General features: G+C 32.1%; 11 protein-coding genes. All 11 read right to left on the bottom strand.

Annotated elements, in window-relative coordinates; genetic code table 11:
- Positions 1-22 precede the first annotated feature (22 nt).
- Positions 23-991: a porphobilinogen synthase gene (hemB, locus tag PTZ02_RS16485; RefSeq protein ID WP_274228879.1), complete on the bottom strand. Its 969-nt coding sequence runs from the start codon at positions 989-991 to the stop codon at positions 23-25.
- Positions 988-2460 (bottom strand): uroporphyrinogen-III C-methyltransferase, encoded by a 1473-nt coding sequence (gene cobA / locus PTZ02_RS16490; RefSeq protein ID WP_274228880.1) that lies wholly within the window; start codon positions 2458-2460, stop codon positions 988-990. The genes hemB and cobA overlap by 4 nt, the downstream gene beginning before the upstream one ends.
- 10 nt (positions 2461-2470) lie before the next feature.
- On the bottom strand, positions 2471-3343 hold the full coding sequence (hemC, locus tag PTZ02_RS16495) for a hydroxymethylbilane synthase (RefSeq protein ID WP_274228881.1): 873 nt from the start codon (positions 3341-3343) through the stop codon (positions 2471-2473).
- Positions 3340-4014 (bottom strand): NAD(P)-dependent oxidoreductase, encoded by a 675-nt coding sequence (locus PTZ02_RS16500; protein ID WP_274228882.1) that lies wholly within the window; start codon positions 4012-4014, stop codon positions 3340-3342. Before PTZ02_RS16500 ends, hemC begins: the two co-directional genes overlap by 4 nt.
- Entirely contained in the window at positions 3969-5174 is a 1206-nt protein-coding gene (gene hemA, locus PTZ02_RS16505) for a glutamyl-tRNA reductase (RefSeq protein ID WP_274228883.1), read from the bottom strand. The genes PTZ02_RS16500 and hemA overlap by 46 nt, the downstream gene beginning before the upstream one ends.
- 353 nt (positions 5175-5527) lie before the next feature.
- Positions 5528-7078, bottom strand: a complete 1551-nt coding sequence (locus PTZ02_RS16510; protein ID WP_274228884.1) for a nitrite/sulfite reductase — start codon at positions 7076-7078, stop codon at positions 5528-5530.
- A gap of 146 nt (positions 7079-7224) precedes the next feature.
- On the bottom strand, positions 7225-9057 hold the full coding sequence (locus PTZ02_RS16515) for a GTP-binding protein (RefSeq protein ID WP_274228885.1): 1833 nt from the start codon (positions 9055-9057) through the stop codon (positions 7225-7227).
- A gap of 15 nt (positions 9058-9072) precedes the next feature.
- The gene (cysD, locus tag PTZ02_RS16520; protein ID WP_274228886.1) at positions 9073-9873 is read right to left on the bottom strand and encodes a sulfate adenylyltransferase subunit CysD; all 801 of its coding nucleotides are present in this window, start codon (positions 9871-9873) and stop codon (positions 9073-9075) included.
- Positions 9874-9888: 15 nt separating this feature from the next.
- Positions 9889-10617: an ABC transporter permease gene (locus PTZ02_RS16525; RefSeq protein ID WP_238884143.1), complete on the bottom strand. Its 729-nt coding sequence runs from the start codon at positions 10615-10617 to the stop codon at positions 9889-9891.
- Positions 10595-11434 (bottom strand): ABC transporter ATP-binding protein, encoded by an 840-nt coding sequence (locus PTZ02_RS16530; protein WP_274228888.1) that lies wholly within the window; start codon positions 11432-11434, stop codon positions 10595-10597. The genes PTZ02_RS16525 and PTZ02_RS16530 overlap by 23 nt, the downstream gene beginning before the upstream one ends.
- Before the next feature lie 22 nt (positions 11435-11456).
- A complete protein-coding gene (locus tag PTZ02_RS16535) occupies positions 11457-12485 on the bottom strand; it encodes an aliphatic sulfonate ABC transporter substrate-binding protein (protein ID WP_274228889.1) in 1029 nt (342 codons plus the stop codon).
- Positions 12486-12495: the final 10 nt, after the last annotated feature.

Genomic DNA, 12495 nt, shown 5'->3' on the forward strand with positions numbered 1-12495 from the left:
AGGTATGGGGGTATTAATTTCTTTATTTATTATTTATCCACTTACTAGCTTCTATCGCATAATATGTTATTATTATGTCTGATCCAGCTCTTTTCATTGATAATAGCATCTCTAATGCAGATCTTTTTTCATCTAACCAGCCCATTTTAGCTGCTGCTTTTATCATGGCATATTCACCGCTTACATTATATGCTGCTATAGGGTAATTAAAGGTATCTCTCGCCTTTCTTATTACGTCCAAGTAAGATAAGGCAGGCTTAACCATTACTATGTCTGCCCCTTCTTCTATATCCTGTTCAATTTCTCTCATAGCTTCGTTTAGGTTACCAGGATCCATTTGATAAGTTTTTCTATCTCCAAATTCTGGCGCTGAATTAGCTGCTTCTCTAAAAGGTCCATAGAATGCTGAACAATATTTAGCTGAATAAGCCATTATTGGTATGTGCTTAAATCCACCTTTATCTAAAGCTTCTCTAATTGTTGCAATTCTTCCATCCATCATATCTGAAGGCGCTATCATATCTGCTCCAGCTTTAGCATGTGATAAGGATATCCTTGCTAAATATTCAAGAGTTTCATCATTTTCAACATCACCATTTCTTATAATTCCGCAATGTCCATGGCTTGTATATTCACACATACAAACATCAGTTATAACTAAAATACTATTATTTAATTCTTTAATTTTCCTAATAGCTTTTTGTACTATTCCATCATCATCATATGCTGAACTTCCACATTCATCTTTATGATCTGGTATACCAAAAATCATAATTCCTCTTACTTTAGCCTCTTCTATCTCATTAACTAATTCATCTAACTTATCAATTGAGTAATGAAAGTTTCCTGGTAGGGAACTAATTTCTTTTTTAATATTTTCTCCTTCTACCACAAAAATTGGATATATAAAATCATTAGAAGACAGACTATTTTCTCTTACTAAATCTCTTATTGTTTCACTTGCTCTTAATCTTCTTCCTCTTTTAATCACTTCATTTTCCTCCATACTTCAGTTATTTTATTCAACAGCCCGTCTTGACTATGCTCTTCACAAACTAATGCATCTATTTCTTTTTCCTTAAGAGCCTCAAGTGTTACTGGTCCAATTGCAATACATATTTTCTTCTTTATCTCATTAACATCCATCATTTTAATAAGATTATTCACCGTAGTTGGACTCGTAAATAACACTATATCTACTTCTTCAAAAGCCTTTATATTCTTCATATCCCCTTGTACTGTTTCATAAATTCCTACCTTATCTACATGAAGTCCTAATTTACTTATTTCCTCAGAAAGATAATCCTTTGCTTGCACAGAACCTGGTATAAGCACCTTTTCATTAGGCTTTAAGTCTTTTTCCATCACCTTAAATAACCCTTCGCTTAAAAAATCCTTGGCAATTCTATCAGGAAACACGCCTCTTTCTTTTAATGCTTTTGAGGTAGCCTTACCTAATACGCTAAAGCTAGCTTTTATGTTTCTTAGGTCATACTCTCTGTTTCTTAAATAATCAAAGAAATAGTTCACTGCATTTACAGAAGTGAGTACAATATGATCATATTCTTTTAATTGATCCTTATATTGGTCTAAATTATAGGACATGTCCTTAAATTCAATAGAATTTAATTCTGTTACCTCTGCCCCTAAATCTTTTAGCTCATTTTTAATTTTAGTTGCTTGCTCCTTTGATCTAGTAACACATATATTTGCCCCAAAAAGAGGTAACTTCTCATACCAATTTAGCTCATCATTTAACTTAACAACTTCTCCAACTACAATTATGCATGGAGACTTTAATCCAGCTTCTACAGTCTTCTCATAAATATCTTCAAGGGTTCCAACAACTTTCTTTTGTTTGGATGACGTTCCCCTCATTATTACAGCTGTCGGTGTTTGAGCTGCTTTACCATTTTGAACAAGATTATGAACAATATTATTTAGATTTTCTAGTCCCATTAAAAATACTAAAGTACCATTTTCTTTAGCTAAACTACTCCAATTAATTTTCAGTGTGTTAGCTGACATACCAGTAATAACATGGAAACTTTGAGACATCCCTCTTTGAGTTATAGGTATTCCTCCATAGCCTAGCACTGATATTGCAGATGTAACACCTGGTATTACTTGAAACTCAATACCTTCTTTTATAAGTTCTAAAGCTTCTTCTCCGCCACGCCCAAAAACATATGGATCTCCGCCTTTTATTCTTCCAACAATATGCCCTTCTTTAGCTAACTTAACCAACATGCTATTAATCTCATCTTGAGTTTTATAATGACATCCTGGCTCCTTACCACAATAATAAACTTCACAATCTTTATTTAAGAAGTTTAAAATATTACTTCCTACGAGTCTATCATAAAGTACCGCAGTACATTCTTCTAACTTTCTTTTTCCTTTTAGAGTAATTAATTCTTCATCTCCAGGCCCAGCCCCTATTAAATATACTTTTCCCATTTTGTCCTCCTTAGCCTAATAGAATTTTTTTAGCTAATTCTTCTCCAAGTCTTATATTTTCTTCCTTATGCCCTAAAATATCCTTTTTAACTATTTTCCCATTTACCTCATAGGTTCCAATCAAATATAATTCATTACCATTAATCTTTCCGTAAGCTCCTATTAGAGAATGACATCCTCCATTAAGGGTTCTCATAAAGCTTCTTTCTGCTTCAACTTCACATCTTACTTCCTTATTATCTAATTCCTTAAATAAATGTTTCTTATCGCTGTTTACAAGTGTTTCAATTCCTAATGCTCCTTGACCTACTGCTGGCAAAAAAGTTTCTGCATCAAAATAATTAGTCACTATATCATCAATACCTAAGCGTTTAAGCCCTGCTGCAGCTAAGATAATTCCATCAAGCTTTTCCTTATGCATCTTCTCAATTCTTGTTTGCACATTGCCTCTTAATGGTAGTATTTCTATATCACTTCTTAAAGCTTTTAATTGAGCTGCTCTTCTAATGCTACTCGTTCCTATTCTAGCTCCTTTTTTCAAATGCTTAAATTCAACTCCATCACTTGAAATAAATGCATCACGCACATCTTCTCTTTCCGGAATAGCAACTATTTCAAAAGCATCTCCTAATGCAAAAGGTACATCCTTCATACTATGAACTGCAGCATGAGCACTTAAGTCCAATAGAGCAAGTTCTATTTCCTTAGTAAATACACCTTTTCCACCTATTTTATCTAAAGTTACATCTAATCTTTTATCGCCTTCTGTAACTATTAACAGCTTTTCACCTAAAATATTATGCTTCTCTTTTATTAGTTCCAAAATCTTATCTGCTTGAGCCTGCGCTAACATACTCTTTCTTGTAGCTATAATTAAACTCATATCAAATCCTCCAGTAACTTACATATTATTTCTTGTGGAAAAAATAATAGAAGCACCTCTTTTCCTAATTTTTTTTGCCACATATATCTAAAATCTTCTGTAGCTATAAAGTCTATTATTTCTCTTTTATAACTTGTTAATTCCTTTGCTCTTTCCCTTATTTTATTTATTACTCTAATAAATTCATCATACTCAGATATATTATCTTTGAATGCTTCTTTAAGCATTAACGCTGCTTTAGGATTCCCGCCTTTTGTATTTAGGGCGAAGGATATATTTTTGAGCGTTCCTTGCACTGGCATAGCCGCCATTCCATTTCTATAATTTCTACAATCAATATATATTTTACTTAATATATCACAATCATTTGCTATTCTCTCAGCCACTTCATTATCATCAACTGCAATAACAATTATATGTTTATCTATAATAAACTCCTTGTTATATTCTCCCCTAGTAAGCACTACCCCTTTATTTTTAAGGCTATTTACTTCATCCGAAAAATCTTTTGATAAAATTTGCACTTTACATCCAGATTCAATAAAGCTTTTTCCTTTAATGAATGATGCTTTTCCTGCTCCTATTATCCCAACTTTTAGTTTCTCTGTTAATAAGGAAATAAACATTAATTCTGGACATTCATAAATATCTTCTCTATTATTCTGAGACATTCTTCCTCACATCCTTTAAGCTTCTCCTCTTTTAAAACTTCAATAGCTCTATTTACATAGAAATCAGAAGTGCTTTTAATAAGTTTGCTTGCAAGCTCCTTATGATTTTTTGTGCTAAATTTATTGTTATAAGTTGTTATTCTATCACTTGCTACCTGATTTCCAGCTTCTTTTAGTTTCTTTATATATGGTGTTATCTGTCTTAATGAGTACCACTCACTAAATTCCCCTATATGCTTCTCGATAACATATCTTTTTGACTCCATTCTCTCTTTTCTAAGCTGCTTATTTTCTTCATCTATAAGACCAATTTTATCAATGTCATAAAGTTCACTATTTCCTCTTAGCCCTATACTTTCATCAATATCTCTTGGAATAGCTAAATCAAATAACAAGTACTCCTTATCCCTATCTAATTCATGTTCCTTTAATACAGTATGAGGTGCAGAAGTACAACTTATTACACATTCCACTTCCGTAAGCTTATAATTTTTTTCCTGAAAGTTAATAACTTCAACTCTTGAGTCTTCTATATCTAAAACTGAATTTTTATCTCTTACAACTATGTAAAGTTTCTCTATATTATGTGAAAGAATATATTTCACAGCTAATGAACCCATATCTCCATAACCAATTACCATAAATCTTTTCACACCTTGATCCATCGCTTTATTAACTGCAATTGATGAATATGATACTGGGATTTCATATAACTTTGTTTCATTTTTAAATTCCTTTCCACAAGTAATAGCTTGTTGAAATAATCTTTGAAGTGGTCCATTTATACTTTTTATTTCTAATGCCATTTCATAAGCATCCCTAATCTGTCCTAATATCTGATCTTCTCCCACTATTTTAGAATGAAATCCACTGGCTAACTCCATAATATGTTTAGTTACTTTCTCATCTTTTATATGAAAGATATATTTTTTAAGTTCTCTCTCCCAATTTAGGCTATTAAATAATATATCTATTATCTCTTTTTCTGTATTATCACAATTAAAGTATATTTCAGTTCTATTACAAGTACTAATTATTACTACTTCATTTAAAAATTCTCTAAGTTTCAACATTTCTTCTTTTAGTTTCTTACTTCTTATATTAAATTTTTCTCTTATCTCCTGAGATACATTTTTAGAAATTCCTAATAACTGAATCATCTGATACTCCTTGCCAAATATATATAATGCAAAAATCATATTACATCTCATGGTCCAACTCTTAGTTGAAACGTCTAAAAGCTTAACAGTGACATGTAAATTCTTTAATGCATTATATATATTATAGAAATTTAATTTCTGTCAAACCTTTTATACTTAATTTTATATCAACTGTATCAAATTTAAAAGTTTATCCTTTTTATTTCCATGAGAAATATAGGGTTTTTGATAGGAAACTTAACTTATACTTGTTTGATATCCGGCATGAATAAGATAATAGTTGAACTTAAAACCCTATATTATAAATTCTTCGTAAAGAGTAAAAAGGCCTGCCAAGCAAGCCTTCCTATTGATTATACTGAATATTTTTCAAATATCCCATTAAGTTCTTCTTCTCTATTTTCTAACCATGCATAGAAATCTAAGTTACCACCATCTATTTTCTTTGCAATATCTAATAAAAAGTTCGGAACTTCTTTTTCTGGTATATCTCCATAATACTTGCCTAATTTAGTTTTTCCTACACCTAGCGCTCCACCTATATGCACCTCAAAAACGTTAAGTGATTCATTATCTACTCTTTTTAATTTTCCTGAAAATCCGATTTCCCCTATCTCATGAACTCCACATGAATTAAGACATCCAGATATATGAACACTTGGCAGAATATCTTTAGTAATTCCTTCTTTTCTAAAAGTATCTATTATCTCTTTTAAAGTACCTTGTCCGTTTAATGCTCCTATTTGACAAGTAGGAACTCCAATACAAGCAACTGATTGTTCTATTCTACTTTCACCGCCAACTCCTTGAGTTAATTTAAGGACTTTTTCAGCTTCAGCTGAATTTAAATTTCTAATAAATACGCCTTCTGTCATAGATAATCTTACTTGAACTTCTTCTATATTTTCTATTTCATCTATAAGTGCTTTTAATGTTTCTCTTTTTAATTGTCCTCCTATCGGATGGAAGTATACACTATATAGCCCCTTCTGTTTTTGAGGGAAAAGTCTAGGATGTTCTATATTACTTTCTTGTCCCACTTTATTCCCCTCAATAGCTTCTACATTTAGATCTAAACTTTCTTCTTTTTTAACTTCAGCTAAATGGTGTTTATAACATTTTATAAACTCATCTTCACCCATTCTATCTAATATATATCTTATACGAGCTTTTGCAGGATTATTATAATCTCCCTCTGCAATAAATAATCTAGTTATTGCTTCTACATGATATAAAACATCCTTTGGATGGGCTAATTCTTCTGCCAAAACAGCAAGCTTAGAATTTCTTCCAATTCCTCCACCAATATATACATTAAAATATTCTCTTCCATCCTTATTAACTGCAATAAACCCTTGATCTACAACTGTAGCATGTGATAAATCTTCATTATTATTAGAAAATGAAACTTTCAATTTTCTTGGAAGTTTGTATGAGTTTATTTTTCTAAGAAAATGCTTATTTACTGCAAGAGCATAGGGAGTTACGTCAAAGCTTTCTCCTATTTCAACTCCTGATAAAGGTGAAATCGCCACATTTCTTGGGAAATTTCCACCTGCACCTCTAGTGTAAATGTCATTTTCCAATGCTTCCTTCATAATTTCACAAATTTCATCAATATTTAATCCATGTAATTGTATTGCTTGTCTAGTAGTAAGATGAATTGTAGGCAACTTATACTTTTCCGAAAAATTATATATTAATTTAAGCTCATCTTTTGAAATCACACCTGATGGAGTTCTAAGCCTTATCATAAACTCATCACCTTTTCGATGAGCATATACACCCATTCCACCTGAGGCTTTTTTAAATGCAGACTTAGTAATCTCGCCATTTAGATATTTGTGTCCTACTTTATTAAACTCAACTATTTCCTCTAAAAGAACTTTCTTCAACTCTTCCATATATATCACCTCTATCTAATTTCCTTTTCAATTATAAAGTATACTTCTCTTAAAACAATAAGTAAAATTAATATTATAAATGATAATAATTAATAATCTTAATTATTTACACGCTAAAAGTTATGCGCCTATATGGCGCATAACTTCTATAGCTTTAAGACTTCCAATATAGCTTGAGCCTTTTTATCTGAGTTAAATTCTGCATCATCTATATATAATGAAAGTGTTGGATAATCAGATTTCTCATATAAATATTCTTTTACACTTTCACCTTTAAATGCATTTGGATTTCTCTTTTCACATATTTCAGAGGATGCTTCAACAAATATTTCAGTATAGCTTTCTTTTCCTATTATATCCTTTGCATATTCCCTATCTTCTTTAAATCTGCTTACTGCAGAAACTATAGTTATAGTTCCGCTATCCGCAAAAAGATTGGCAACTTCAGCAATTCTCCTCGTTTGTTCATATGCATCTTGTCTTTCAAAGGATAAGTCTGAGCTTAAACCAAATCTTATATTTGATGAATCCAGATAATAAACCTTTTTGCCTAAATCAAACAACTTCTTTTCAAGTTTTACAGCTATTTCATTCTTACCACAACCAGGTAGTCCAGATAACCATATTACTTTTCCTTTTTGATTAAGTTTTTCTTCTCTTTCTTTTCTAGTAACAAGTCTCTTTCTAATTGCAAGATTATTAGTCTTAAGTTCTTTTATTTCCCTTCTTAAAGAATCTTCAACTCCTGATATAATTCCACCACCGCTTATATCAAAGCCATCTATAATTACAAATCTTCCTGTAGCTTGCAACTTAGAAAACTCATCAAAACTTATTGCATGCTTTGTTTTTAATGTAACTTCAGCTACATCATTCTTATTTATTATAGACAAATCTTTTTTACTCTCTAATGTTGCAGCATCTATCACCTTATTTATAGAAAGTACTTCAAACTCTACTTCCTCAGTAGCTAACTTAAGCTTATATTTTTTATTTGCGTACAAAGGTTGTTTTCCAAGCCAAAATATATTAGCATTAAATACATTTGATACTATTACAGGCTCATCCTTATGACAGATTATTTCTCCTCTTTTATTAAAGAACTCATCTTCAACTGTTATACCTACAGACATCCCTGCTGTAACTACATCTGTTTTATCTTTTTCTTGCCAGAATTCTATAGTTTTAACTTTAGTTGTTTTTCCGCTAGGATATATTGTTATTTCGTCACCAGCTTTTAGTGTTCCAGCCTCAATTCTTCCTGCTATTATTCTTCTAGAGTCAAACTTATATACATCTTGAATAGGGAACCTAAGTGGCTTGGACTCAATACCTTTTTCCTTTTCGATTATATCCATTTCTTCAAGGATAGCATTACCTTTGTACCAAGATAACTTTTTAGATCTTGTAACTATATTTTCTCCATGAAAAGCTGAAATAGGAATATATTTCTCTGGATAAATATTAAGGTTATTTAAGAATTCATTGAACTGTACTTGAATCTCATTAAATCTTTCCTCAGAATAATCCACTAAGTCCATTTTATTTACGGCAACATATACCTTTTTAATTCCTAATAGTGAAAGTATATATCCATGTCTTTTAGATTGTTCTTGTATCCCTTCCTTAGCATCTACCACTAAAATTGCTGCCTCAGCACTAGCTGCTCCTGATATCATATTCTTTAAAAATTCCTTATGTCCAGGTGCATCAATAATTACATAATCCCTTTTCTTTGTAAAAAATTGAATCATTGTAATATCTATTGTGATACCTTGCTTTTGTTCTTCCTCAAAAGCATCCAAAAGATATGCATATTCAAAAGACTTTCCTTTCTCTGCTGATATCCTTTTTACTTTTTCAATAGCCCCAGATGGAAGAGAATCTGTATCATAAAGTAATCTTCCAATAAGAGTTGATTTACCATGATCTACGTGTCCAACAACAACTATATTTAAATTATCCCTTGTATTACTCACTTTACTTCCTCCATCCTACATATATCCAGATTTTCTTAGTTTTTGTAATGCATGAGCATCTTCTTGATCCTGTGCTCTACCTGATCTTTCTGTTTCTTTAGTATTCTTAAGCTCTTCTATAATCTCATCAATAGTTGTTGCATTAGATTCTATAGGCTTTGTACATGGCGCACATCCCAAGCTTCTATACCTCTTACCATCTTTTGCAAAATACAAATCAATTAGTGGAATATTTTCTCTTTTTATATACTCCCACACATCAATTTCAGTCCAGTTTAATATTGGATGAACTCTTATATGATTTCCCTTCTTGAAATCTGTTTTAAATTGATCCCATAGTTCTGGAGCCTGGTCTGTATAATCCCATTCTGATTCTGCATTTCTTTCACTAAATATTCTTTCCTTAGATCTTGAACCTTCCTCATCTCTTCTAACCCCTACTATAAGACCATCAAATTCTTCTCTTTTTGTAATTTCATTAAGTGCATCTGTTTTTAGAGCTTTACAACAAACTAATCTACCTTGTTCTGGTCCCATGCCTTCCTCTATCGCCTTATGGTTTGTATTAACTATTAAGTTTAGATTATAATCCTTAGCCACCTTGTCTCTAAACTCAATCATTTCTGGAATTTTATATTTTGTATCAACATGTATTAATGGAAATGGACAGTTTCCGAAAAATGCTTTTTGCGCTAACCATAACATTACTGTAGAATCTTTTCCTATAGACCAAAGCATTCCTAATTTTCCCAGGTGCTTGTAGGCCTCTCTTAATATATAAATACTTTCTGCCTCTAATCTGTCTAAATGATCCATTTTATTGCCCCCTCTTTATTTGCTTTCTAAACCACATCTATATCTTATGTTTTCTTCTAGTTTACCGAAGATAAACTTATCAAAGGTAAGTCCAAGTACAATGATTACCACCATAACGGCCATAACTTGACTTATATCGGCTAAATCTCTTCCAACCATAAGCACTTGTCCTAACCCTTTTGTCGCTGACAGCATTTCACCTGCCATTAACCCCCTCCATGCGAAGGACCATCCTTGTTTCATTCCTGCTACTATTGATGGAAGAGCAGATGGAATAACAACATTCCAATATAATTTAAAGCCCTTAGCCCCCATGGTGCTTGCAGCCTTAACATAGATAGGATTAACATTTTTAATACCAGCTTCTGTTGCCATTGCAATTGCAAATATTGATCCAACTGCTATAACAAATATAATAGATTTTTCATTTAAACCAAACCAAAGTATAGCAAATGGTAACCAGCAAATACTTGGTAAGGTTTGAAGTCCCAATATCAATGCACTAAAGTTCTCATCTAAATATTTATACCTTACTATCAGCAGTCCAAGTGCAAGTCCAATAATTAGTGAAACTAAATATCCCTCTATTAACCTTTTCAAGCTAACTACAACGGCAATTCCTAATGTGTTATCCTTAATCAAACTCCAAATTGACTTTATTACATCTATTGGAGATGGGAAGGTGTATGGTTTCCATATGTGTAGTGTATCTACCCCTACTTTATAAACCAGCTCCCAAATCATTATCAAGCCTATATAAAACAGAACTTTCTTTAATACTCCAATCACTATCGTACTCTGCTTTTGCAACCTTCTCCACCTCCTCTTTAAGAACACTCATTATCTCTGATGTTATTTTTGCAACATCTACATTTCCTTCTTCTCTAGGTCTACCTAATTGTATTTTAAACTCCTTTTTAACTTTGCCTGGATTTGCTCCCATAACTATAACTCTATCTCCTAAAAGAACAGCTTCTTCCACATTATGAGTAACAAAAATTATTGTTTTTTTAGTTTCCCACCAAATTTTTTGAAGTTGAAGTCTAAGAATACTTTTAGTCTGACTATCTAAAGCTGAAAATGGTTCATCCATTAAAAGCACTTCAGAATCAAGTGTAAGAGCCCTAGCTAAAGCTACTCTCTGTCTCATTCCTCCTGATAACTGATGTATATATGAATCTTGAAATTTACTCAAATGAACCATTTTTATATATTTTAGAGCTTTTTCTCTTCTTTCTTCCTTAGGAACCCCAGCTATTTTCATACCAAATTCCACATTATCTCTAACCTTAAGCCATGGAAATAGTGCAGATTCTTGGAACATTACTGCTCTATCTACTCCAACACCTTTAATTTCTTGGTCATTTAAAATAACCTTCCCATCCGTAGGTTTCTCAAGTCCCGCAATAATATTAAGCAGAGTTGATTTTCCACAACCTGATGGTCCTAAAAGACATATGAATTCTCCTTTTTTAAAAGAAAGATTAATATCTTGCAAGGTATGAGTTTCACTACTCTTAGAAATAAATTTTTTGCTTACTGCTTCAATTTTTAAACTCACCTTTTCACCCCATTCTCCCCACTTATTTAATTTCTTCTTTTCCTTTTTCTTCTAATACTTTATTTAGTATTGTTAAATCAAACAATCCAGTATCTGCTGGTTTTTCTTTTATAAAGCCTGCATTTAGTGATAAATCTATCATCTCTTTTGTAGCCTCAGTTTCTGGACTATTTGTTACTGTAATTCTCTTAAATGAAGTATCAAGAATATCCTTGGATATTGGTTTTTTAGTTAAAGCTTCAATTTCTTTATTTGCGATGTTTCCAGCTTCACTTTGATTTGCATTTATATAATCTGTAAGTTCAACGTGAGTTTTAAGGAACTTTTCAACTACGTCTGGATGATCTTGAAGAAATTCTTTTCTTGCAATCACAACTGCTGTTGGATATTTTCCCTCTCTCCAGATCTGATTATAATCTAATACTAAATTTGCTCCTGATTCCTTCTCTAACCTAGCTCCCCAAGGTTCTGGAACTAAAGCTGCATCTATTTCACCTTTCTCGATTAATGTCTTAATATCAGGATTCTCGGCTTGTACTATTTCTACTGTTCCACCTTTAGTTTTATCTTTTAATCCAGCTTCTTGCATAAGATATCTTAAGCTTAAATCTTGAGTATTACCAAATTGAGGTATAGCTACTTTCTTACCATCCAAATCCTTAACTGATTTTATTGATGTTCCTTTTCTTGAAACAAGAACAGCTCCCGCATCAGTGGAACCTGCTATAATAACAACATCCCCTTTTGATTTAGTAAATCCATTAATAGCTGGTCCCGGTCCTATATAGCCTAAGTCTAATTCTCCTGCAAGGAATGCTTCAATCTCTGATGAACCAGCATTAAATTGCTTCCAATCAATGCTTATCCCATCTCCTAATGCTTTTTGATAATCACCTCTGTTTTTCCCTACTAAAGCTTGCGAATGTGTTAAATTTGGGAAAAAACCAACTCTTACTGTTTTAAGCTCCTCATTCTTTTTGGAGCTGCAGCCTGCTAAAACTCCTATTGTTAATATTGCGCTTAAAACAAGTCCTAAACCCCTTTTCTTCATTTTTATATCC

Origin of the sequence: Clostridium sp. 'White wine YQ' (genome assembly GCF_028728205.1) — a bacterium.
In the GTDB taxonomy this organism is placed as follows: domain Bacteria; phylum Bacillota; class Clostridia; order Clostridiales; family Clostridiaceae; genus Clostridium_T.

What these genes read in the sequence shown, in the direction of transcription:
- cobA (WP_274228880.1), bottom strand. Translation starts at nt 2,460, where the DNA reads ATGGGAAAAGTATATTTAATAGGGGCTGGGCCTGGAGATGAAGAATTA.
- hemC (WP_274228881.1), bottom strand. Translation starts at nt 3,343, where the DNA reads ATGAGTTTAATTATAGCTACAAGAAAGAGTATGTTAGCGCAGGCTCAA.
- PTZ02_RS16500 (WP_274228882.1), bottom strand. Translation starts at nt 4,014, where the DNA reads ATGTCTCAGAATAATAGAGAAGATATTTATGAATGTCCAGAATTAATG.
- hemA (WP_274228883.1), bottom strand. Translation starts at nt 5,174, where the DNA reads ATGATTCAGTTATTAGGAATTTCTAAAAATGTATCTCAGGAGATAAGA.
- PTZ02_RS16510 (WP_274228884.1), bottom strand. Translation starts at nt 7,078, where the DNA reads ATGGAAGAGTTGAAGAAAGTTCTTTTAGAGGAAATAGTTGAGTTTAAT.
- cysD (WP_274228886.1), bottom strand. Translation starts at nt 9,873, where the DNA reads ATGGATCATTTAGACAGATTAGAGGCAGAAAGTATTTATATATTAAGA.
- PTZ02_RS16525 (WP_238884143.1), bottom strand. Translation starts at nt 10,617, where the DNA reads ATGATTTGGGAGCTGGTTTATAAAGTAGGGGTAGATACACTACACATA.
- PTZ02_RS16535 (WP_274228889.1), bottom strand. Translation starts at nt 12,485, where the DNA reads ATGAAGAAAAGGGGTTTAGGACTTGTTTTAAGCGCAATATTAACAATA.